Consider the following 25081-nt stretch of genomic DNA (forward strand, 5'->3'; position numbering starts at 1 on the left):
TAAATTTTATATAAATATAAAAGTCTTCATTTGATTATCTAAATGAAGACTTTTATAATGCATATTAAATCTGATAATACTCTTATAATGATTTATGTACTATAAGAAAGTACTTACATTGTTCTTATACTTTCTTATATGTTTGATTCTATAAGAAGCCTTATTATATCACTAGATTCTTCATTAAATGCAGTTATTATAGTCAAATCATCACAAGCTCTATTTATAGCTGAGTATACTTTATTTAAATCGCCTACAAAATCGTTTATTTGATAATCCTGACTCCTATCTATTATTTTATGATTGTATAACATTTCTAACTCACATAATACTAAAGCCTTATATTCTAAGTTGCTCATATTGTAAATATTTGAAATGGTTATTCCAAATTTTTCACTCATATTAGTTAAGTCTTCATCTGCACATATATAAGGTATTTCTGCTTCTTCTAATGCTTTTTTTAACATATATTGAAAGTATATCATTTTTCCACTTTTTAATTTCTTTTTGTTGTATGGATATACTATTCCTATATCACTATAATTTAATCCTTTATCTTCTACTAAATGCTCTATCTCCCATATTACAGAGCTTATTTGTTCATCTAAATCACTAACTTTTATTATATCTACAGATTTTCCCTCTTCTCTTTTAGATATACTTTTATAAAACTCATTGTAAGTTTTATTTTCTCTTAAAGAATGTATATAATTATTTGCATTTTCAGAGAAATTATTCACAAATTCCACTAGTTTTTTAGTTTGCTTGTAATTATCTTTTAATTCTATTATTTCATCAAACTCTAGATTATTTACATTTGGTTTAAATATATTTAAATCATTACTTATATTTGAACTCTCACATGAATACACATTGAATATGTGTTTAGTTTTATATAAGAATTCTTTTAAGAAATATATTTCCTCACTTGAATACTGTTCTCCTTTATCTACAAATATTCCTTTAAACATCTTCTTATTTTTTATTATATTTTTAGCTTGCTTTATAAGATTTTCAAAAGCTTTTTCATAGTCTTTTTTTAGTAAACTATAGTTTATTATTAAATTATATTTTTTAGCTAATTTAAATATAAAAGAGCTATAGGTATGTATTTCTAAGTTGTTATTATTTTTATATAATAGTTTAACCTTTTCTCTAAGCTCATTACATCCTTGTTTTGATGGTGTTATTATTAAAAACTTATGATGTGGATATATTCTGGCTAATTTTATAGCTCTAGATAACATTATTGCTGTTTTACCAGTACCTGGCGCCCCTTTTAAGAGTATATCACCATATTTTATAGATATACTTTTAATAAGTTGACTTTGATTTAGCATAGTAGCACTATACTCATAATCATCGCTATAAAAAGATATCTTTTTAAAATTTTTATTTAAGTGATATTTACTATTAAGTAAATAATACTCAGGACATACATCCATCATAAATAAATTTAATTTTACTTCGTTATTTGATTCTTCTAGGTAATTATCTAGTAGTTTTTTATCATTCATTATTTCTTCAAGTTTACTTTTGTCTATTATATGCTTATATATAAATTCACTAAATCCATAATCTTCTTCTATATCCACATATGGCATAACAAAAACATAATTATATTTTATATCACTATGAGACTGCTTCATTTTTAAGTTTAATAGGTCATTTTCTTCACTCATAACCTCTAATAAATCTTCTTCTAGGATATAGAATATGTCTTCTGTTGTATCCATAAATTTTATAAATAGTGCTTTATTATCTTTTATATATAACATATCTGTATTGATCCCTTTAAATGGTGTTACTTTAGGTATTATTTTTACATCTTTTTCTACATTTTCATAGAATACTTTTTCTACTTCTTTTATTTTTAAAGCATCTAGTTCAGAGTCAATATTTATGTAATTTTTCACCTGATATTCCCCCTCGCTTACTAATAATTATAGCATTTAAACTTATAATTTACTATATTTACTATGTATTCTATAAACTTCTTAATTCATATTGATTTAATTATATAAATTGTATCATTATATTATAGTTTTTACAAAAATAGGGAAGTTTATAACTCCCCTTAAAATTTTTAATGTCTGTAATGTTCTTCCATCCAAATATTCATTTTTCTTCTTACTTCATTTTCTTTTACTTCATCAAAATCAGCATCATTTATACTATAAGTATCTACTAGATTATATGATTCTATAGGATATTCTAAAAAGTTACCATTTTTATTTTCAAATCCTATTGTCATTATTTCATATTTATCTTCATTTTTATTAAGAACTACACCATATTCAATATCTTTTTCTTTATCATTAACTTTAGTCATTTTTACATATTGATTTTTTGATAATTGTTTTAGCATACTAGCACTCCTTTTATTTATAATAAACTTACACATACTTAGTATTTCCAAATTTCTTGCTTATATTTAACCTTTATATATAAGTGTTGTACTATATTATATTTTTGTTTCTTTATGCAAAAATTCGCTTTGCTCATGTCGCCAACAACTTCGTCCGTTGCTTAAAATATCATTTTTTATTTTAACGAGTCTATTGGTATAAGTTTAGTCTATAACTTATCTACAGATTTTCAGTAAATATAATCCTTTATTAAGTAAAAAATGCATACTTATAAAATTTTAAGTATGCACTCTTTTAACATCTATATTATTTTTTTAAGTTTATTACTTTATCAAGTACTACATCACTGCCTATTTCTTCGTATGTTCCTGGTTGTGATTTTAATTCTTTATATTTAGGTTTTTCTATCACTATTCTAATGCTCTTGCTACCTTTTGGTGATTGTAAATAAGTTTTATCACCTTTGTCATCATTATCTGCTATAGACTCTGATTGATCTAGCTCTTTTCCTTTATCATCAAATACCCTCATTCTATATTCATTCCATGTCCCTTTTTTGTAAGAATTTTTAATTATCATATCAAAAGGTGTTATAGAAACTGAATTAACTTTTACAAAATCATTTTCTACATTTTCTAAATTTATAATATTTCTTAATTCTTTATTTACTTTTACTGGAATGTTAAAAGCCCATGTTCCCCAAGTTACATCATCTTTATCACCTTCATTTATAGCATAATTATCTATAACTTTTAATTTAGTCTTAAATGTAAATTCATCTGGTATCTCTTCTTTTATTTCATTCATTTTATATTTTTGTACTCCAACAAATGTATATTCATCAATAAATTTTCCTTCTAATCCTGCAAATCCTGTTGAGTCAAGCTCATCATCACTAAAACTAACTTTATTATAAGCTTCTTCTATTATTAATTGATCCATATCTAATTTTTTCCCATTTCCCCACGAAGTATGTTTAAATGGCTTTTCATTTTCAACTACATAAGTTATATATAAAGATTGTCCATCACATATAACTTCTGAAAGCGTGACTCCTATTCCATTTGAATATGCGGTTTCATTAATAGCTGTAGCATATTGAGAATAATTTCCTGGGAAGTAAATATTCTTTTCTATTGCTTCAAAAACATTACCTACAAAAGGTATTTTAGATGCTAGTGCTGGGTTTAAAACACCTAATGTAAGTATTCCAACTAAGCTTGCAGCAGCTATTTTAGGTAACTTATTTCTTTTATGATTTTTATTTTTCTCTTTTAATGCCTTTGATACTCCATTTTCTATAGCTTTATCTATTTCTAAAGGTATATTTATATCATCATATCTTTTATTACTCATTTATTTCGCCCTCCATTAATATTTCTTTTAATTGTTTCTTTGCTCTTCTCATATGGCTTTTAACTGTATTTATTGGTATATCCATATTATCGGAAACTTCTTCAATGGTCATGTCATTAAAGTACTTTAAAATAATAACCATTTTGTATTGCTCTCTTAAACTATCTATTGCATCATATAAATCTAACTTTTCTTCTATTGAAATTTCCTTTGTTTTTTCAACTATATTTGCTTCTTCTTCTATATAAACTATCTTGTCTTCCTTTTTTGAATAATCTATAGCTACATTTATTAACACTTTTGTTATCCAAGTTTTAAAAAATTGCGGTTCACTCAATTTATTTATATTTAGTAATCCCTTGTAAGTAGTTTCTTGCAATATATCTAAAGCTTTTTGCTCATCTTTTACATAACTATATGCAATCTTGTAAAGAGATGATTTATGAATCTTCATCAATTCTGTAAATGCTTTTGAATCCCCTTTTATAGCTTTTTTAACTAGCTTTATATCTGTTCCTCCTTTTTTTCTTCCTTGCCAAGGTAATGTTAATACATTTCCCATATATTCCTCCTTTATTTCAATGTGCCATGACACAAAATGTATACAACAATTAGACTGACATAAATACTAAAAAGTTGCAAATTTTTATATTTTTTATAAATTTATATATGCTTAGAATATTTAAATATTAATAAGGGTCTGTAATACTAACTTTTAGGCAAATAAAAAAGAGAGAGTAAATTACTCTCTCTTTTATTTAGCGTATTCAATTGCTCTTGTTTCTCTTATTATACTAACTTTTATTTGACCTGGATATTCTAATTCATCTTCGATTTTCTTAGTCATATCACGAGCTAATAAATGGATATCTTCATCGCTTACATTTTCAGGTTTAACCATTATTCTAACTTCTCTACCTGCTTGTATAGCAAACGATTTTTCTACACCATCATAAGAATTAGCTATCTCTTCTAGCTTTTCAAGTCTCTTTATATATGCCTCTAATGTTTCTCTTCTAGCACCTGGTCTTGCTGCTGATATAGCATCCGCTGCAGTTACTAAAACAGCTTCTATTGTTTGAGGTTCATAATCTCCATGGTGAGTACTCATAGCATGTATAACTTCTTTAGATTCTTTATATCTTCTTAATAAGTCCATACCTATTTCTACATGTGTACCTTCCATTTCGTGGTCTACAGATTTTCCTATATCATGAAGTAAACCAGCTCTTTTAGCTAATTTTATATCTGCTCCTATTTCAGCTGCCATTATACCTGCTATATGTGCAACCTCAATAGAATGTTTAAGTACATTTTGTCCGTAACTAGTTCTGTAGTTAAGTCTACCTAATAGTCTAATTAACTCTGGATGAAGCCCGTGCACTCCTGTTTCAAATGCTGCTTGTTCCCCATATTCCTTAATTATATTATCTACTTCTTTTCTAGCTTTTTCTACCATTTCTTCTATTCTAGCTGGATGTATTCTTCCATCTGCTATTAGCTTTTCTAAAGCTATTCTTGCAACTTCTCTTCTTATAGGATCAAATCCTGATAAAATTACAGCTTCTGGAGTATCGTCTATTATTAAATCAATTCCTGTTAAAGTTTCTAGAGTTCTGATATTTCTTCCTTCTCTACCTATTATTCTACCTTTCATTTCATCATTTGGTAAATTAACTACTGTAACAGTTGTTTCTGCAACATGGTCTGCTGCACATTTTTGTATAGCATAACCTATTATTTCTCTTGATTTCTTTTCAGCCTCTTCCTTAGCTTGAGATTCTATCTCTTTTATCATTATAGACATTTCACGTCTTACTTCTCTTTCGGCATTAGTTAATATTATTTCTTTTGCTTTGTCAGAAGTTATCCCTGATATGCTTTCTAATTTTTCAAGTTGCTTAACTTTTATTTCTTCTACTTCTTCTTCTTTTCTTGCTACATTTTTAAGTTTATCACTTAAGCTATTTTCTTTTGATTCTAGATTGTATAATTTCTTATCTAGAACTTCTTCTTTTTGTATTATTCTTCTTTCGTATTTTTGTAAGTCATTTCTTCTTTCTTTGTTTTCTCTTTCAGCTTCAGTTCTCCACTTGTGGATTTCTTCTTTAGCTTCTAGTTGCTTTTCTTTTTTAATAGTTTCTGAGTCTCTATTTGCTTTATCTATAATTTCTTTGGCTAAGCTTTCTGCTTGTCCAATTTTAGTCTCAGATATATTTTTTCTTACAAAATATCCAGCTATAATACCTATTGCTGCCCCTATCAAAAGCATTACTACAGTCTCTATGACATCCACCTCCTTTAGTTAATATCCCAAAATGTCACTTCTAAGATTTTAATCGTTAAAGTACAATCACAACTATGATATGCATTTATAAATTATAAGTACCTTCATAATCTATGTTGTAATAACAACAAAATACCTTTATTTATATTTATCTAAGAATATTTATATATAGAACTAAATTTAGATATTTTATTTCTCTTTAATTTTATAATTTTTTCTAACTCATGTCAAGTTAATAGGAGGTGTATGTTTAAGTTATTATTGCTTATCTATTTCATCTTCTAATGGTGCATTTTCTTTATTTTCATCTAATTTGTAGTGTGCTCTTACCTTATCATCTATTTCTTTTATTAAATCAGGATTATCTGATAAGAATTTCTTAACATTTTCTCTACCTTGTCCTAATTTTATATCATTGTAGCTATACCAAGCTCCTGATTTTTTAACTACATCTATATCTGCTGCTATATCTAGTAAATCTCCTACCTTAGATATACCTTCACCATACATTATGTCAAACTCTGTTTGCTTAAATGGTGGTGCAACTTTATTTTTAACTACTTTTACTCTTGTTCTACTTCCGATTACTTTATCACCTTGTTTTATACTATCTACTCTTCTAACATCAAGTCTTACAGATGAGTAGAATTTAAGCGCACGTCCACCTGTTGTTGTTTCTGGATTTCCAAACATTATACCAACTTTTTCTCTTAATTGGTTTATAAATATTGCAACACAATTTGATTTTTTTATTGAACCTGTTAATTTTCTAAGAGCTTGAGACATAAGTCTAGCTTGAAGACCAACATGAGAGTCTCCCATATCCCCTTCTATTTCAGCTCTTGGAACAAGTGCTGCAACTGAATCGACTACTATTATATCTATAGCACCACTTCTTATAAGTGCTTCTGCTATTTCTAGTGCTTGTTCTCCTGTATCTGGTTGAGATATTATTAAGTTATCAATATCAACTCCTAATGCTTTTGCATATACTGGGTCAAGTGCATGTTCTGCATCTATAAACGCTGCTATTCCACCTTGTTTTTGAGCTTCTGCTACTGTGTGAAGTGCAACTGTTGTTTTACCTGAAGATTCCGGTCCATATACTTCTATTATTCTTCCCTTTGGTAATCCACCTATACCAACTGCAATATCTAGTCCTATTGAACCTGTTGGTATAACATCTATATTCATAGATGTAGCTTCTCCTAATTTCATTACTGACCCTTTCCCAAAGTCTTTTTCTATCTGACCTAACGCTTGGTTAAGTGCTTTTAATTTATCTTGTTCTATACTCATTTATATCCATCCCTTTCTTTCGCTTTTCACAAACATTTGTTCTGTAATATAAATTATATACTAATTTTTAATTACAGTCAATTAGTAAAAATTTGTTTTTAAATTTATATTATTTTACTATATTTAAATTTTACCATACTAATTTTATTTATAAACCTTTATTTACATTTTTATACATTTTATATAAAACTTATGTTTTAGTATAACTTTTATCTGTGCAAATTGATATTTACCCTCTACCTTATATTTAAACTTCACTTTATTAATAATGTAAATTAAAAAGTGGGCAGTTTATGCCCACTTTTTATTATTTACTATTCATAAATAATTCTTTGTTTTTATATAAGTATTCCCACCCTGAGTAAAGTGTTAGAAGTGTTGCTATTAATATAGATATATCTCCTATCATAATTAATAGCGAATTGTTAAAGTTAGCTCCTAATAATAATACTATTATAGCTACCATTTGGCTTATAGTCTTTAACTTTCCTCCACCACTAGCTGCTATTACTTTACCATCAGCTGCTGCTATTGCTCTTAATATACTTACTGTTAGTTCTCTTGCTACTATTATTATTACCATCCAGCTTGCCACTAAGCCACTTTCTATCATACAAATTAATGCTGATAAAACTAATAACTTATCTGCAAGTGGATCCATAAATTTCCCAAAGTCTGTAACTAGATTATGCTTTCTCGCTATGTGTCCGTCCATAGCATCTGTTATTGATGCTACTACAAATATTATACAAGCTATTAAATATTTGTTAGGTATGTTAAGTAACATTACTATTATAAATACTGGTATTAAGAATATCCTAAATAAAGTTAATTTATTTGGTAAATTCATTTATAATACATCTCCCATTAAATCATATTCTAAAGCTTTATCTATTTTTACTTTTACAAAATCCCCTACATTAAGTTGATCTTTTGATTTTGCGTAAACTATACTATCTATTTCTTCTGCATCGCCTTGAGTTCTACCTATATATACTTTATCTTCTATTTGTTCTTCTATTAAAACTTCGTAAGTATTTCCTACTTTAGCTTCATTTAATTCTTGAGATATTTTTTGTTGTTCTAACATTAATTTATCTCTTCTTTGTTCTTTTATCTCTTGTTCTATGTGATTAGGTAATTTGTCTGCTGCAGTGTCTTCTTCTCTTGAGTATGCAAATGCCCCTAATCTATCAAACTTAACTTTTTTTGCAAATTCTACAACTTCATTAAAGTCTTCTTCAGTTTCACCTGGGAATCCTACTATTATAGTTGTTCTTATTGTAGCATCTGGTATATGCTTTCTTATCATTTCTATTTTAGATAATATATCTTCTTTAGTTGTTTTTCTATTCATTAACTTTAGTATTCTGTTACTTGCATGTTGTATAGGCATATCAAAGTAGTTACATATGTTGTCATACTTTTTCATTACCATAACTAACCCTTCACTTATTGATTCAGGGTAAGAATACATTACTCTTATCCACTTTATACCTTCTATTTTAGCTAACTCTTCTAATAAAGTTGGTAACATTTCTTTATTGTATAAATCAAATCCATACTTAGTTGTATCTTGTGCTATAACTACTAATTCTTTAACACCTCTAGCTGCTAAATCCTTAGCTTCTTTAACTATATCTTCCATTTTTCTACTTCTATATTTACCTCTTAATTTTGGTATTATACAGTAAGTACAATGGTTGTCACAACCTTCACCTATTTTTAAATATGCCATATGACTTGGAGTTGTAACATATCTTGGTAATTCTTCATTAAAAGCAAATTCTATGTCATTTAAACTAACAACTTGCTTTTCTTTTTCTAAATCTTTTATTATTTCGTCTATTTGTTGGTAGCTTCCTGTACCTACTATTGCATCTATTTCAGGTATTTCTGCTTTTAATTCTTCAGAGTATCTTTGTGCTAAACATCCTGTTACTACAAGTATTTTTAGATTTCCATCTACTTTGTATTGTGCTAAGTCAAGAATAGTATCTATTGATTCTTGCTTTGCTGATTCTATAAATCCACATGTATTTACAAGTATTATATCAGCCTCAGAAAAATCTCCTACTAACTTGTATCCTTTTCTATTTAGTATTCCCATCATTATTTCTGCATCTACTAAGTTTTTCGAACATCCTAGTGATTCTAGTGCTATTTTTAACATTTTTATTGCTCCTTTTTTGCCTTCTCGTGATATTTTATGCTTTCATTTAGTCCTTTAGTCATATCATCAAAGTTTATAATTTGATTATATTTATACTTATCAACCGAATGCATATATAAAGGGTCATAATATTCTACTAAATATCTTTCTACTAATTCCTCATATTTTCCTTCATCTAGCAGATTAATATATTCATCTACTCTCTTATGACCTAATCTTTTTCTAAATTTATTTATACAATCTTTTAAAGTTTGTATGTTTTCTTCTTTATTTTTATGATTATATATATAATCTCTGCATAATCTTTTCACTCTATTTTCAGTACTACATTCTAATAATATATGATGGCCATCTCTTATAATAGCATCATATATTTCATTAGGTACGCATACATGACCTACTCTTTTACTTTCACTTTCTATAAATATATAGTCTGAGTTTGAATAAAATAATTCTTCAAATATTTTAGTTTCGAATTTCTTCTGACTTGGTGGTTTTTCGTCAAATGTTATAAATCCAAATGTAGAACCACTATTTTTAGCTATTCCTTCTAGATCTATATTATCTATATTATTTTCTTCTAACATTTTAAGTAGGTCGGTTTTTCCGACTCCGGTAAGTCCATGAACTACTATAAACTCTTTTGTATTCATTATGTTTCTTAGATAATCTAATACATAATTTCTATAAGCTTTATATCCACCTTCTAATTGGTATACATTTATGCCTAGAGAAGAAACCAAGTTTACTACCGATCCACTTCTCATTCCTCCTCTAGCACAATATACTACTACATTATCATGGTTCTTTGCTGCTTCTAATACATGAAGATATATATCTTTTAACTTGTATCCAACATAATCAAATCCTATTTTTATAGCTTCATGCTTTCCTTGCATTTTATATATAGTACCTACTTCATTATGTTCATTATCTTTAAATAATGGCATGCTAAATGCATCTAATATATTATCTTCATTATGCTCCGATTCAGTTCTTACATCTATAAAAACTACATTTTCTAACTTAAGTGCGTCTTCTATTTTTATTGTCTTCAATTTTACTCACCTTCTAAATTTTGTAAGTCTTGTTTGCTTATTAATACTTTTCTTGGTTTACTTCCTTCGCTTGGTCCAACTATACCTCTTTCTTCCATAGAATCTATAAGTCTTGCCGCTCTATTAAATCCTATTTTAAACTTTCTTTGTAACATAGATGATGAACCTTGTCCACTTTCAACTATAAATTCTATAGCTTCACTTAATAACTCATCTTCATCACTTGATTTTGCTATATTAGCTTTTGATATAGTCTCCATTATATCTTCTTCATACTTTATTTCATTACCACTAACTTGTGATTTTACAAAGTCTATAACTCTTTCAGATTCACTTTCTGATATAAACGCACCTTGAAGTCTAACAGGTTTTGCTGCTCCTAATGGGTAGAATAACATATCACCTTTACCTAATAGTTTTTCAGCTCCACCCATGTCAAGTATTGTTCTTGAGTCTGTTTGTGATGAAACAGCAAATGCTATTCTAGATGGTATATTAGCTTTTATAACACCTGTTATAACGTCAACAGATGGTCTTTGTGTTGCTACTATTAAGTGCATTCCAGCTGCTCTTGCCATCTGTGCTAATCTACATATATAATCTTCCACATCATTTGAACTTACCATCATTAAGTCTGCAAGCTCGTCGATTATTATTACTATCTTAGGAAGTTTTTCTTCTGCCTTTTGATTATAACTTGTTATATCTTTTACTTGTGCTCCTGCAAATAACTTGTATCTTCTGTTCATTTCTGTTACTGCCCAGTTAAGTGCATTAGCAGCTTTTTTAGGATCTGTAACTACTGGTATAAGTAGATGTGGTATTCCATTATAGTTTGCAAGTTCAACTACTTTAGGGTCTATAAGTAATAACTTTACTTCATCAGGTTTTGCTTTATAAAGTATACTACTTATTAATGTATTTACACATACACTTTTTCCTGAACCTGTTGACCCTGCTATTAACATATGAGGCATTTTTCCTATATCTGCTATTACAGTTTTTCCTGCTATATCTTTACCTAGTGCCATAGCAAGTGGAGATTCAAAGTTTCTAAACTCTTCACTTTCTAATACTTCACGTACTCCTACCATTTGTGCATTTTCATTTGGTACTTCTATACCTATTGCACTTTTACCTGGTATTGGAGCTTCCATTCTTATACTTTTAGCAGCTAAGCTTAGTGCTATATCATCTGTTAGATTTACTATTTTACTAACCTTAACTCCTGGGCTTGGCTGTATTTCATATCTTGTTATAGTAGGCCCTACTGTAACTTGATTAACCTTTGCTTCAACTCCAAAATCAGATAAAGTCTTTTCTAAAAGAGATGCATTTTTAAGTACTTTTTTTCTTCCTCCGTCATCACTTTTTTTATCTATTTTGTTTAAAAGGTTAAAACTTGGCATTTTATAGTTTTCATAACTCATATTTGAAGCTAAATTTATATCTTGAGTTTTCTCAATATCAGAATTAAATGTTTTAGATGTTTTTATAGGCTGTTCCTTTACATCTTCTACAACTCCAGTTTTAAAGCTTTGTAATTCCTTTATTGTATCTAATTCTGGCATATTTTGAGTACCTTCTAGTATTTCTAGGTATTCATCTTCTGCCTTATTAAATCCAACTATTTTTATAGTTTTATCTCCTATATCATCTTCATCTTGGTCTATTACATATTCTTCCTCTTCTTTAGAGTTTTTAGACATAAAGCCTTTAAATAGACCTTTTTTATCAACCATAGTTTCTTCGTCTACTTCTTCTGTCATCATATCTATTGCTGATTTTTTCATATTAGACACTTTTTCTTTTAAGTTTAGATTTCCATTTTTGGCACTTGATGATTTTGCCTTTATGTTTAATATTAAGTCTTTAACTGATATGTTAAATATAAATAATACAGTCATTACAAGTGCAAATATACTTATCATCCATCCACCAGTTAATCCAAACATCTTAACGATATAGTAAGTTATAGTAGTAGATACAAGTCCACTTCCTTCTCCACTTACCCCCATATCCATAACACCTTTAATCATGTCAGAGCTTAAAGGAGAATCTACAGGTAAACTTTTTGCATTTAATAATCCATAGAATATAAACATAAATAATATTACTACATAATATATTTTAGTATTTTTTAATCTATATATATATTCGTTGCCTTCAAAGAATCCAAGTATTCCTATAATAATTACTATAAATGGTATTATTACAGAAAGAGAACCAAATAATCCTTTAAATAAAGACTGCATCATAGATCCTATAAATCCCATTGAACTTGAATTTAAACTATATAATAAAAATATTCCTATAAATATAGTTACCAAATTATGATATTCCTGATTAAAGCTTAATTTCTTTTCTTTTTTCTTGCTTTTTTTCTTTTTAGCCACTCATCTCACCTCTTATCTTACTTTAAGTATATCATAGCAAAAAGTGTTAATGCCTTAACACTAACACTTTTATTTTATCATTTAATTATATCATACAACATATATTTATAACAATTTTTATTTATCTTGATTATTTTCATCTTCTTTTATAAGTTCTTTTAACTTACTTAATGCTTCTTTTAATCCTCCAACTTCATTTATAAGCCCAACATCTACAGCTTCTTTTCCTATTAATACACTTCCAACGTCGTTAACAAGTTCATCTTTTGAGTGCATTATTTTATCTAATTCATCTCTATCTATATTAGAAGTTCTAGTTATGAAATTACTTATTCTCTCTTGCATTTTTTTAAAGTATTCAAAAGTTTCGTTTACTCCTATTACGAGTCCGTTAGTTCTTATAGGATGAACTATCATAGTAGCAGTTGGCGCTATAAATGAATAATCTCCTGCTGTTGCAAGAGGAACACCTATACTATGACTTCCTCCAAGTACTAATGTTACTACTTTTTTAGAGATGCTATTTAAAAGCTCTGCTATAGCAAGACCTGCTTCTACATCTCCTCCTACTGTATTTAGTATGACAAGTATTCCTTTAGTTTCTGTATTTTCTTCTACTGAATAAAGCATTGGGATTATATGTTCATATTTAGTTGATTTTTTTTGAGGATTTCCTACGTAGTGGCCTTCTATCTCTCCTATTATAGTTATACATTGTATATCTTTTTTAGGCTGTGGTGGCATATCAGGAACACCCATTTGTTTTATATTTTGTATATCTTTAGTTTCATTTACTGGATTTTCTTCATTTTCATTTTTTATTTGTAATGTACTTTTTTCTCTACCTCTATCACGGCTAAATTCTATATGATTATTGTAGTTAATGTTATCTTCATAATATCTCATGTATGTAATACTCCTCTCAAACTCTGCTTTCATGTTATTTTGTCCAAATATATACAAAAAATTCTTTGAATGCTAAGTTTTAAAGTATTACATTTATATTTAAACGTAGCTCTATTTTATATTATATGTTTTAATTATTTTGATATAATTTTTGATTTATTGCATACTTTATTTAATTAATTTAAGTGAAATTCATTATGAATTGCATGTACTGATTTTGATATATCATTACTATCTACTAAACAAGATATTGTCATACTAGAATCAGATGTTTGAAGTAATGGTATATTTTCTTTTGATAAAGCTTTTACAAGTCTTGACATAACTCCTGGTATGCCATTTATCTTAGCACCTATTAAAGTTACTTTTGCACAATTTTTTCTTATGGAATATTCTATATTTGATTTTTTAAGTATATTTTCAAGCTGTTCTATATACCCTTCTTCTACTACAAATGCTTTTTCTTCTATAAAGAAATTTATCATATCTATACTTATGTTTTCTTTTTCTATATCATTTAATATATTTGTAAAGTCATCTTCACTTGCTTTTATTTTAACTTGAGCTACTTTATCCTTATGAGCTACAGCTGTCATTAAGCTATTTTTTACTTCATACTCCATATATTCTCTTTGACACTCTGTACATATTCTAGTTCCTGCAAACTCTGGATTTAATGTATTTTTTATTGAAAGTGTTATATTTGCACTCCTTGCAAGAGATACTGCTCTTGGGTGTATAACTTTAGCTCCTTTTTCTGCCATTTGAAATACTTCTTCATAATCTATACAATCTAATACCTTAGCTTCTGGTTCTATTCTTGGGTCTGCTGTCATTATTCCATCTACATCTGTATATATTTCAACTCTAGAACAGTTTAAGGCTTTTCCTATTGCAACAGCCGACGTATCACTACCTCCTCTTCCTAGTGTTGTTATTTCTCCGTCTTCTGTTTTACCTTGGAATCCAGCTATTACTACTACATTATTATCATTTAGTTCTTTTAATATTCTTTCTGTGTTTATATCTAGTATTTTCGCATCTGAAAAATTATTAGTTGTTATTATTCCAGCTTGATATCCTGTCAAGAAAGTAGCCTTTATATTTCTAACCTGTAACATATTTGTAAGTACAGTTCCTGATATTATTTCGCCACAGCTCATTATCATATCTAGTTCTCTTTTGTTTGGTTGATCGTTTATTTCACTTAGTAAAGAAATCAGTGTATCTGTTGCATATGGCGAGCCCTTTCTTCCCATAGCTGATACTACTACAACTAATTTTAAATCCTTATAAGTTTCTTTATATGCTTTTATTATCTTACATACCTCATTCATTTTTTCGTAAGATCCAACTGATGTTCCACCAAATTTTTGAACTAAAATTTCCATAATGACCCCCTAGTATATTCCGTCATATTCAATTATTATCATATCATTTCCTATTTTTCTAACATTTCTCCAAGGTACCTCAAGTACAGACTTATCCTTTCTAATACCAAAGAAACCTCTATCCCTTGGTATTAATAATGCTAGTATCTCTCCTGTAGTTTCATCTATTATCATATCACACTCTCCAATTACACCTAATCTTTCTCCTGTAACTAGATTTACTATTTCTTTACCTGCTATTTCAGATAAATTCATGTTTATCCCCCCATTTTTTCTTTTATAGTAAAATATCTCAAAGCCTTTTATAATATAGAATAAGTTAAATATTAGTTCACTTTTATATGGTTGTTTCATATATGAGTTTATATTTATCTTAATTTTTATATTAATATTCATCAACTTTGAGATATTCTTCATTCGTATATTTTATTGTTTAATTTGCTATAGCTTTATGTTTTCTACATCTCTACCAACTATACATACTCCTAGTTTATCTAAATTAAATACTTTATCTATTACCTTTTTTATAGTTTCTCTATCTATATTATCTATAGATTTTAATATTTCATCACTATTTCTTACCTTTTTATTTAATAACATTGCTTTACCTATAGCCATCATTCTGCTACTTGTACTTTCTAAACCTAACATATAACTTCCTTTTAATTGTTCTTTAGTTAACCTTATCTCCTCATCACTTAAGTAATTATTTTTAAGATCTTTTATTTCCTCTATAACTAAATTATATACTTCTTCTAAATTTTCGTTACTCATACTAGCAAATATTCCTAGCTCTCCACATTTTCTATATAAACTTTGAGATGAATATATTGAATAAACTAATCCTTCTTCTTCTCTTATCTTTTGGAATAGTCTAGAACTAATACTTCCTCCAAATATAGTGTTTATTATAGCTAATGCATATGTCTCTTCCGTTTCCTCAGATGCTATAGCTTCTAAACCAATGGCTAGATTAACTTGTTCAGTATCTTTATTTTTTGTTATATAAGTATTTTTAAAATCTGCTTTAGTAAAGTTTATATCTACTTCTTTTTTATTCCATGATTTAAACTTGTCTTCAATTTCTTTTACTATTTCTTCAAAATTAAAGTTTCCACATATTGATATTACTGAGTTATTAGGTACATAATAACTATTAAAATACTCTTCTATTTCTTTTTTATTTATATCAAAAAGAGATTTTTCTGTTCCTATTATGTTATATCCTAAAGAATCTCCTTTATATATTCCTTCACTTAACAAGTCATAAGCTAAATCTTCTGGAGAATCTTCATACATTTTTAATTCTTCAAGTATTACTAATCTTTCTTTATCTATATCAGTTTGATTAAATAGCGGATTTAACATCATATCACTTAATATGTCTATTCCTTTATTTATATGAGAATCTAATAATTTAACGTAATAACATGTACATTCTTTGCTTGTAAAAGCATTTATTTGTCCCCCTAAATTATCTATCTCGTTTGCAATATCCTTTGAACTTCTATTTTTAGTGCCTTTAAATAGCATATGTTCTATAAAATGAGATATACCACTTATTTTCTCATCCTCTATTCTTGAACCTGCGTTTATCCATACCCCTAGTGCAATAGACTTTAAATAAGGTATTTCTTCACCTATTATTGTTAGTCCATTATCTAATACGTGTGTTTTGTACATACTTCCCTCCATTTAAATGTCATTTTTATAATTTAATATATTTATAAAGTTTTTATTTTTTACTTAGTACTTTACATGAGCTATATAGTAAATATCTATACTCTAATATAATAAATCTAAATATTAGTAATTTATATTAAACTACATGTATTAAATTATAAGTTACTATTTTTATTTATTCAACTGTTACTAACCTAAAATACATCGCTTAGCTTACCTGGTTTTAACCCTTTGTCCCTAATTATATTTATAATATCATCTACACATTGGACTGTTGCATTTGTTGGGTGCATTAAAACTATGCTATTATCTACTATGTCTTTTTTCTTAACTCTTTCAATTATAACATCTGGTTCTTCTCTATTTTTCCAGTCTATTGTATCTACATCCCATTTTATAGAAGTATATCCCATTTCTTTAGCTGCTTTTACAGTGTTGTCCCCAAACGAACCTGATGGAGCTTGAAAAAATTTAGTTTCTTCCTTTATTATATCTTCTATTATTTTTTTAGATGTTTTTATTTGTTCTAAGTTTTCTTCATAAGATAAGTTTGCATAGTCTAAATGCTTATGTCCATGATTTCCTATTTCATGTCCTTCTTCTTTAATTTTTAGAAGTAATTCTTCATTGTTTTCTGCCCATCTACCAGTTACATTAAAGGTTATTTTTACATCTTCTTTTTTTAGTACTTCTAGTATTCCTTCTACATATTCACTTTCCCATCCTAGGTCTACGTTGCAAGTTAATGCAACGTATCCACTTTTTACTTTTGTTCCCTGACAGTATGGCTGATTTGCTACATCTAAGTTTAAGGTTGGTTTTGTCTCCCTTTTCATAAGGTATAACCCAGAAATTACAATTAGTATAACTGCTATTACTCCTATAATGACTTTTTTTAATCTTTTCTTATTGATTACTATCATCATAATAGTTTTCCCCCTAATCAAGTCTTAATTATGTACAACTTCTTATATATTTTATTAGGTTGTATTAATATTTATGACTCTATTTCTTTAATATTATTTTTTGTATTTATATAGTATATTCAATCAAAATAATAATTATTTCTAAATATTGTGTCATAATATGAATTTTAATCATATATTTATACTGTAATACTATAAAAATATATGTAGGTGATATGTTTATGAAAAAAGATATGGATTGTAATATAAATCCAGATAATATACCTTTCTGCTTTGATGAGTGTGAATGCCCTCCAGGCCCTAAAGGTGACAAGGGCGACAAAGGCGATAAAGGTGAGCAAGGACCTCCTGGTGATGCTAATTGTTGCTGCGCAGATGCCATTAGATATGCTTTAATGCGACTTAAAAGTATTACTCCTTCAATTGATGTAACACTACGATCTTTTAATTCATTTGGAACTGGAAAGATAGATAGTAGCTTCTCTACAGATCAAAGTGTAGTTAAGTTAAGCGATGGTAATTTTTATTCTTTATGCAGTATAAACCTCATAACTTTTAATACTGAACCTACAGGTAACTTAACTCCTTATAATTGTAATATTCCTGAATGTTGTTGCAACGGAGATTTATCAAAGATAATTAAACAAAAATTAAATAGCACTAATTTTCCAATATCTAAAAATATAGATATTGAAATTATAAATAATAATAATAGCTCTGTTAAAGTTGGCAAGGTTTATGGATTATGTAATGGTATATTATGGGTTGAGCTTAGAAATAAAATTGCAAGTGATAAATATGCTGCTATACCTCTATGCGCAATATTTAGTATAAATTAAAATATTAATTTTGATTAAACAAAAAGACTGTAGAACTAACTTCTACAGTCTTTTTATATCAAAATATTATTTTTCTTCTTTTTTCTCAGGCTTTGGTAAAAGTACTTTTCTAGATAAATTTACTCTTCCTTTTTCATCTATTTCAGTTACTTTAACTTCTACTTCATCTCCTATGTTTAGTACATCTTCAACTTTCGCTACTCTTTCGTGTGCTATGTGAGATATATGAAGTAATCCTTCTTTTCCTGGAAGTATTTCAACGAATGCTCCAAAGTTCATTATTCTAGTTACTTTACCAGTATAAGTTTTTCCAACTTCAGCTTCAGCAACTATATCATTTATAAGCTTTTGAGCAAGTTTTATCATATCAGCATCTGTTCCTGCTATGAATACTTCTCCTGTTTGTTCTATATCTATTTTAACTCCAGTTTCATCTATTATCTTAGTTATAACTTTTCCACCTGGTCCTATAACGTCTCTTATCTTATCAGGGTTTATGTTCATTGTTACTATCTTAGGTGCATACTTAGATAATTCAGGTTTTGGCTCACTTATTGTCTTTCTCATTTCATTAAGTATGTGTATTCTACCTGCTTTAGCTTGAGTTAATGCATCTCTTAGTACTTGTTCATCTATACCAGCTATTTTTATATCCATTTGTATAGCCGTTATACCATTTTCAGTACCTGCAACCTTAAAGTCCATATCTCCTAAGTGGTCTTCCATACCTTGTATATCTGAAAGTACTGCTACTTTATTGTCATGCTTTATAAGACCCATTGCAATTCCTGCTACCATATCTTTTAAAGGAACACCAGCGTCAAGTAGTGATAATGTTGAACCACAAACACTACCTTGAGAAGTTGAACCATTTGAGCTAAGTACCTCAGATACAACTCTTATTGCATATGGGAATTCTTCTTTAGATGGTAATACTGGAAGTAAAGCTCTTTCAGCTAAAGCTCCATGACCTATTTCTCTTCTTCCTGGACCTCTTGATGGTCTAGCTTCACCAACACTGTATGCTGGGAAGTTGTAGTGATGCATATATCTTTTACTTTCTTCTTCATCAAGTCCATCAAGTATTTGAACATCTCCTAAAGCTCCAAGTGTAGCTATAGACATTACTTGAGTTTGACCTCTTGTGAATAATCCAGAACCATGAGTTCTTGGTATAAATCCATTGTCACACCATATAGGTCTTATTTCATCTAACTTTCTGTTGTCTGGTCTTACATTTTCATGCACTATTAATTTTCTAACTTCTTCTTTTATTATAGCGTGAAGAGTTTCTTCTATATCTTGTTCAAATTCTTCAGCTATTTCTGCAAAATGTTCAAAAGTTTCAGCCTTAACAGCATCCATCTTTTCCATTCTTTCTAGTTTTTCAAATGTTTTTATAGCTTCTGCCATTTTTTCGCTTGCAAATTCACGAACAGCTTTTTCTACATCTTCATCTACTTGATGGAGCACAACTTCCATTTTTTCTTTTCCAACTTCAGCTGCTATTTTTTCTATAAATTCAACTATCTTTTTGATTTCTTCATGAGCAAATAATATAGCTTCAAGCATTATTTCATCTGGTATTTCTTCAGCCCCTGCTTCAACCATCATTATAGCATCTTTAGTTCCTGATACTACAAGGTGCATAGAACTCTTTTCTCTTTCCTCTGCTGTTGGGTTAACAACAAATGCCCCGTCAACAAGTCCTATTAAAACAGAACCAGTTGGTCCATTAAATGGTATATCAGATATAGATAATGCTACTGAAGAACCTATCATTGCTACTATGTCAGGAGTACAGTCTTGGTCTACTGATAAAACTGTTGCAACTACTTGTACATCATTTCTAAATCCTTTAGGGAATAAAGGTCTTATAGGTCTATCTATAAGTCTTGATGTAAGTATAGCTTTTTCCGACGGCTTTCCTTCTCTTTTTAAGAATCCTCCTGGTATTTTACCTACTGAGTATAACTTTTCTTCATAGTCTACACTTAGTGGGAAGAAATCTATTCCATCTCTTGGTGCAGAAGATTTAGATACGTTAACCATTACCATAGTATCTCCGTATCTAAGAATAGCACTACCACTAGCAAGTTCTGCTATTTTTCCTATTTCAACAGAAAGTTCTCTCCCTGCTAAATCCATTTTAAATATTTTATGTTCAAACATTAATTGCTTGCCTCCTCTTTAAAAAACACGTTTATCATCCTATGTATTATATTATCAAAAATAGTATAAATTAACAACATAAAAGTATTTTACTATATTTGGGATAGCTTTGTTTAAGTAACCTATTATTAATTTATTATTTACTTATTAATATAAATTTAATCATATATTTAAATCAGTTAATATATTCTTTTTAAATAAAGAGTCTGTGTTTAACTTAAAATACTTTAAGTCAAATACAGACTCTTTATATTAATATAAATATCTATCTCTTAATTCTTTTAAATCTTCTACTGTTAATCCAAACTCATTATATAAATATTCTTCAGTAGTTTTATACTCTTCATCTATTCTTCTAAATGCTTCGTTTATATATTCCTCATTTACACCAAATAAATATTTTAATTTTTCCTCAGGAACATTTTTTAACTCAGGTTGTACTTTAATTATTTCTTCTATGGCATCTTGTGCTGATTGATTACTTTTTAAATAATCTTTTATTATATCTTCTCTACATACACCTAGTATCATTAAAATTATAGCACATCCTACTCCTGTTCTATCTTTTCCTGCTGTACAATGAGTTAAAATTGGTAGGTTATTTTCATCTCTAATAAGTTCAACCAATCTTTTATATGATTTATTATTTACTGGTAAATCATAATATCTTTCTTTTAACATATTAAAAGCATTTTCATTTTCAAACATACTTGATAACATTTCTTTAACAGATCCAAACTTAGCAGCGCTCATATCATCCATATTCATAGCAGATACTCTTATGTACTCTATATTTTCTATTTCTTCTGTTGGATTTTCTTTGCTTTCCTCTTCGCTTCTATAATCAAACACTAACTTTATGTTTAAATCTTTTAATGTTTGTATATCATCACTACTTAAATTAGCTAAATTTCCAGATCTGAAAAATAATCCTTTTTTTACAGTTCTTCCATCTGACGACTTACATCCTCCAATGTCTCTAAAGTTTATCAAAACTTATCCCTCCTTATAATTTACATTTTATACATACCCTAAATAATTATAATAAAACATAGGTATAATTTTCTATAAAAATCGCATTTTAGAAATATATTTTATATAAATTTTTAAGTATACTTGAAATATTTAATTAAGAGTACTATAATCTAATTAAGTAATCACTTAATTAAAAGGAGTGAACATGAATAATTTAGCTAAAGTATTTAAGGCACTAAGTGATGAAACAAGACTTAAAGTTCTTTTGTTAGTTTCAAAAAGAGATATTTGCCAAAAAGGAATCTCTAGGTACTTAGGTATAACTGATTCATCAGTATCTCAGCACATAAAGGTTTTAAAAGAAGCTGAGATAATAAGAGGATATAAAGAAGGATACTACGTTTTTTATCATATTAATGAAAATGTTTTTAATGAATGTATATCATTTTTTAATTCTCTAGGAAATATTAATGAAAACTTATTAGATTTATCAAACATTAATCTTATAAGTACAGACTGCAGTACTAACTGCAAATCTATAAAAAAATGTTGTAGAAGAAGGGATGTTTAATTATGAAAATTTGTATGCCAGTAGAAGTAAATGAAGGTCTTTTAAGTAAGCCATTTGGACACTTTGGTTCAGCTCCAATGTTTTTAGTTTACGACTCAGAAACTAAGGAAGTATCTGCTTTAGATAATGGGGATTTAGGACATGAACATGGAAAATGCCAACCTATAAAAGCTTTATCAGGAAATGTTGTAGATGCAGTTATAGTTGGTGGTATAGGTCAAGGTGCTATAGTTAAATTAAATTCTATGGGAATAAAAGTGTATAAGGCTTTAGGAGCTACTTTAAAAGAAAATATAGATTTATTCAATGAAAACAAATTAAATGAATTCCCAAGTAATCACACATGCTCTCATGATGGATGCAACCATCATTAGAATATAAGTTTTGTATAATTATCAACATAAAAAAGTTATCTCATATGAGATAACTTTTTTATATATAGAAAAATTATTATTTTCTTAATCCTAACTTAGCTATTAACGCTCTGTATCCTTCTAAGTCTCTGTCTTTTAAGTAAGCTAATAAGTTTCTTCTTCTACCAACCATCTTTAAAAGACCTCTTCTTGAGTGGTGATCTTTCTTGTGAGTTTTTAAGTGGTCGTTTAATTCGTTTATTCTAGCTGTTAATAAAGCTATTTGTACTTCTGGAGAACCAGTATCTCCTTCAGTTCTTCCGAATTCTTTTATTATTTCTAATTTGTTCATTTGAATACCTCCATAATATTTAAAAATCGCCTATTACTAAGCACGAATTGGAGTAATTCTATGCCGAGTAACGGTTTACTTCAATTATTTTATCATACATTCACTAATATTGCAAACATAGTTTTCTCTTACATAATTGGTATCTTTTTTAAGTTGATTTTTTAGTTCTTCTAAAGATGAAAACTTACGCTCATCTCTAATTCTTTCTAAAAATTCAACTTTTATAACCTTACCATATATATCTTCATTAAAATCTAATATATTAGTTTCTATTGATAGCTTATTTCCATTTACTGTAGGATTAAAACCTATATTTGTTGCGCCATAATAGGTTTTGCCATTAATATATACTTTGGTTGCATATATACCATTTTTAGGTACTATCATATTTTTATCTACTTCTATATTAGCTGTTGGAAAACCTATAGTTCTTCCAAGCTTTTTTGCGTGTATGACTTCTCCTTTTATTTGGTAATTATGCCCTAAATATTTTTTTACTTTAGATACTTGTCCATTTTTTATTAAATTTCTTATATAAGTGCTACTAACTCTTATATCATCTATTTTTATAGGATTTACTATCTCTAGTTCAAAGTTATACTCACTACATAGTTCCTTTAATAAATTTACATTTCCTTCTTTATTTTTTGCAAATGTAAAATCATGTCCAACTATTATTTTCTCAACGCCTAACCTATCTATTAAGATGTCTTTTACAAACTCTCTTGGAGATATTTTAGTCATATATTCATCAAAAGGTATACTTATTATTAAATCTATACCCATATCTTTTATTCTTTGTTCTTTTTCTTTATTGCTTATAATATTTTTTATTGAATTTTTTATAAAATAATTTGCTGGATGGTTGTCAAAGGTAAATACTACACTTTTTATATTGTTTTTAAATCCATATTCTACTGCCTTTTTAACTAAGGCTTGATGACCTTTATGAAGACCATCAAAGTTACCAATTGTAACTACACTTTTATTTATATTTTGTATTTTATCTATAGATTTTATAATATCCATAATGAGTCCCCACTAAATTATAGTATTTTTTAGTTTTATACTATAAATAGTTTATCACTCTTTACACTTATTTCGCTACCTTTTTTAATTAATTTACCACTGCCTAAAAATTCACCTTCACAGTAAACTCTTACAATTTCATCATTTTCATTGAAATCTTTTTGTGTAAATCTTCTTGCATCTATTATTCCACCATTTACATAATACTTTCTTGCATTAGGGTGTATAGATAGGCTGTTAAAGTTTGATAATACGTAGTCTATGTCATATAAATGTTCTTCTAAAGTGTTATTTTCCTTGTATTCTTGTAATTGTTCTAAAGTTATAGCATTTTCTAAATTAAATTTACCTGAAGATGTTCTAAGTAAGAAAGACATATGACCTCCACAACCTAGAACTTGCCCTATATCATAACATATACTTCTAACATAAGTTCCCTTTGAACACATTACATAAAACATTATTTTATTGTCATTTATGCTAAGTATTTCTAATTTCTTAATATGCACTGGTCTAGTCTTTAGCTTTATTTCGTCTGCTCTTCCACTTCTAACTAAATCACACATTCTTTTTCCATTTACCTTAAGTGCAGAATACATTGGAGGTAACTGATCTATATGTCCTCTTTGAGTTTCAAAAGCTTTTTCTATTTCTTCTTTAGTGTAGCTAAAATCATCAACTCTATCTATTATCTCTCCTGAAGAATCATAAGTGTCTGTTGTTATACCAAGAGTTAATTCACAAATGTAGCTCTTATCTTTATTTAGTATAAGTTCACTTACTTTAGTTGCTTTTCCTATACATATAGGTAATACCCCTGACGCATCTGGGTCAAGGGTACCTGTATGTCCAACTTTCTTTATATTTAAGGTTTTTCTTACTACACTAACAACATCATGAGATGTCATTCCTGTAGGTTTTATTATGTTTACTATTTTGTTCATGT

General features: G+C 28.1%; 23 protein-coding genes. 3 read left to right on the top strand and 20 right to left on the bottom strand.

Features of this window, described 5'->3' with window-relative positions; translation table 11 throughout:
• Nucleotides 1-134: 134 nt before the first annotated feature.
• The 15 genes from I4U89_RS06675 to I4U89_RS06745 form a co-directional block, all read right to left on the bottom strand.
• Nucleotides 135-1916: a UvrD-helicase domain-containing protein gene (locus I4U89_RS06675; protein WP_195939627.1), complete on the bottom strand. Its 1782-nt coding sequence runs from the start codon at nucleotides 1914-1916 to the stop codon at nucleotides 135-137.
• A gap of 170 nt (nucleotides 1917-2086) precedes the next feature.
• A complete protein-coding gene (locus I4U89_RS06680; RefSeq protein WP_195939628.1) occupies nucleotides 2087-2368 on the bottom strand; it encodes a hypothetical protein in 282 nt (93 codons plus the stop codon).
• 307 nt (nucleotides 2369-2675) lie between these two features.
• Entirely contained in the window at nucleotides 2676-3725 is a 1050-nt protein-coding gene (locus I4U89_RS06685) for a DUF4179 domain-containing protein (RefSeq protein WP_195939629.1), read from the bottom strand.
• On the bottom strand, nucleotides 3718-4287 hold the full coding sequence (locus I4U89_RS06690) for a sigma-70 family RNA polymerase sigma factor (protein WP_195939630.1): 570 nt from the start codon (nucleotides 4285-4287) through the stop codon (nucleotides 3718-3720). Before I4U89_RS06690 ends, I4U89_RS06685 begins: the two co-directional genes overlap by 8 nt.
• A gap of 192 nt (nucleotides 4288-4479) precedes the next feature.
• Nucleotides 4480-6021, bottom strand: coding sequence for a ribonuclease Y (gene rny, locus I4U89_RS06695; RefSeq protein WP_195939631.1), 1542 nt, complete (start codon nucleotides 6019-6021; stop codon nucleotides 4480-4482).
• Nucleotides 6022-6270: 249 nt separating this feature from the next.
• On the bottom strand, nucleotides 6271-7311 hold the full coding sequence (recA, locus tag I4U89_RS06700; RefSeq protein WP_195939632.1) for a recombinase RecA: 1041 nt from the start codon (nucleotides 7309-7311) through the stop codon (nucleotides 6271-6273).
• Nucleotides 7312-7618: 307 nt separating this feature from the next.
• Entirely contained in the window at nucleotides 7619-8161 is a 543-nt protein-coding gene (pgsA, locus tag I4U89_RS06705; protein ID WP_092924794.1) for a CDP-diacylglycerol--glycerol-3-phosphate 3-phosphatidyltransferase, read from the bottom strand.
• Complete coding sequence (rimO, locus tag I4U89_RS06710; RefSeq protein ID WP_195939633.1) at nucleotides 8162-9484, bottom strand: 30S ribosomal protein S12 methylthiotransferase RimO; 1323 nt, start codon at nucleotides 9482-9484, stop codon at nucleotides 8162-8164. It lies immediately after the preceding gene.
• Nucleotides 9485-9486: 2 nt separating this feature from the next.
• The gene (gene mnmH / locus I4U89_RS06715; protein ID WP_195939634.1) at nucleotides 9487-10542 is read right to left on the bottom strand and encodes a tRNA 2-selenouridine(34) synthase MnmH; all 1056 of its coding nucleotides are present in this window, start codon (nucleotides 10540-10542) and stop codon (nucleotides 9487-9489) included.
• A 2-nt stretch (nucleotides 10543-10544) separates the two neighbouring features.
• A complete protein-coding gene (locus I4U89_RS06720; RefSeq protein ID WP_195939635.1) occupies nucleotides 10545-12938 on the bottom strand; it encodes a DNA translocase FtsK in 2394 nt (797 codons plus the stop codon).
• 117 nt (nucleotides 12939-13055) lie between these two features.
• Nucleotides 13056-13844 (bottom strand): ClpP family protease, encoded by a 789-nt coding sequence (locus I4U89_RS06725; RefSeq protein ID WP_195939636.1) that lies wholly within the window; start codon nucleotides 13842-13844, stop codon nucleotides 13056-13058.
• A 176-nt stretch (nucleotides 13845-14020) separates the two neighbouring features.
• On the bottom strand, nucleotides 14021-15235 hold the full coding sequence (dapG, locus tag I4U89_RS06730) for an aspartate kinase (RefSeq protein WP_195939637.1): 1215 nt from the start codon (nucleotides 15233-15235) through the stop codon (nucleotides 14021-14023).
• A 9-nt stretch (nucleotides 15236-15244) separates the two neighbouring features.
• A complete protein-coding gene (locus I4U89_RS06735; RefSeq protein ID WP_195939638.1) occupies nucleotides 15245-15490 on the bottom strand; it encodes a YlmC/YmxH family sporulation protein in 246 nt (81 codons plus the stop codon).
• A 186-nt stretch (nucleotides 15491-15676) separates the two neighbouring features.
• Nucleotides 15677-16918 (bottom strand): M16 family metallopeptidase, encoded by a 1242-nt coding sequence (locus I4U89_RS06740; protein ID WP_195939639.1) that lies wholly within the window; start codon nucleotides 16916-16918, stop codon nucleotides 15677-15679.
• Nucleotides 16919-17112: 194 nt separating this feature from the next.
• Nucleotides 17113-17844, bottom strand: a complete 732-nt coding sequence (locus I4U89_RS06745; protein ID WP_207744141.1) for a polysaccharide deacetylase family protein — start codon at nucleotides 17842-17844, stop codon at nucleotides 17113-17115.
• 221 nt (nucleotides 17845-18065) lie between these two features.
• Between I4U89_RS06745 and I4U89_RS06750 the strand changes: the two genes are divergently transcribed.
• Nucleotides 18066-18683, top strand: a complete 618-nt coding sequence (locus I4U89_RS06750; protein ID WP_195939640.1) for a hypothetical protein — start codon at nucleotides 18066-18068, stop codon at nucleotides 18681-18683.
• A gap of 66 nt (nucleotides 18684-18749) precedes the next feature.
• Here I4U89_RS06750 and pnp read toward each other — a convergent pair whose 3' ends face one another.
• Nucleotides 18750-20855, bottom strand: coding sequence for a polyribonucleotide nucleotidyltransferase (gene pnp / locus I4U89_RS06755; RefSeq protein ID WP_195939641.1), 2106 nt, complete (start codon nucleotides 20853-20855; stop codon nucleotides 18750-18752).
• 252 nt (nucleotides 20856-21107) lie between these two features.
• Nucleotides 21108-21848, bottom strand: a complete 741-nt coding sequence (locus tag I4U89_RS06760) for a tyrosine-protein phosphatase (RefSeq protein WP_195939642.1) — start codon at nucleotides 21846-21848, stop codon at nucleotides 21108-21110.
• Between the two features lie 187 nt (nucleotides 21849-22035).
• On the opposite strand from I4U89_RS06760, the gene I4U89_RS06765 reads away from it, so the two are divergent.
• Nucleotides 22036-22401, top strand: coding sequence for an ArsR/SmtB family transcription factor (locus tag I4U89_RS06765; protein ID WP_195939643.1), 366 nt, complete (start codon nucleotides 22036-22038; stop codon nucleotides 22399-22401).
• Nucleotides 22402-22403: 2 nt separating this feature from the next.
• A complete protein-coding gene (locus tag I4U89_RS06770) occupies nucleotides 22404-22775 on the top strand; it encodes a NifB/NifX family molybdenum-iron cluster-binding protein (protein ID WP_166505770.1) in 372 nt (123 codons plus the stop codon).
• A gap of 76 nt (nucleotides 22776-22851) precedes the next feature.
• Here the strand turns inward: I4U89_RS06770 and rpsO are convergent, their stop codons facing one another.
• From rpsO to truB, 3 genes are all read right to left on the bottom strand, one after another.
• Complete coding sequence (rpsO, locus tag I4U89_RS06775; RefSeq protein ID WP_195939644.1) at nucleotides 22852-23106, bottom strand: 30S ribosomal protein S15; 255 nt, start codon at nucleotides 23104-23106, stop codon at nucleotides 22852-22854.
• Nucleotides 23107-23190: 84 nt separating this feature from the next.
• Entirely contained in the window at nucleotides 23191-24135 is a 945-nt protein-coding gene (locus I4U89_RS06780; RefSeq protein ID WP_195939645.1) for a bifunctional riboflavin kinase/FAD synthetase, read from the bottom strand.
• A 35-nt stretch (nucleotides 24136-24170) separates the two neighbouring features.
• A complete protein-coding gene (gene truB / locus I4U89_RS06785) occupies nucleotides 24171-25079 on the bottom strand; it encodes a tRNA pseudouridine(55) synthase TruB (protein ID WP_195939646.1) in 909 nt (302 codons plus the stop codon).
• Between the last annotated feature and the right edge of the window lie 2 nt (nucleotides 25080-25081).

Source organism: Romboutsia sp. 1001713B170131_170501_G6 (assembly GCF_015668195.1).
In the GTDB taxonomy this organism is placed as follows: Bacteria; Bacillota; Clostridia; order Peptostreptococcales; family Peptostreptococcaceae; genus Romboutsia_C.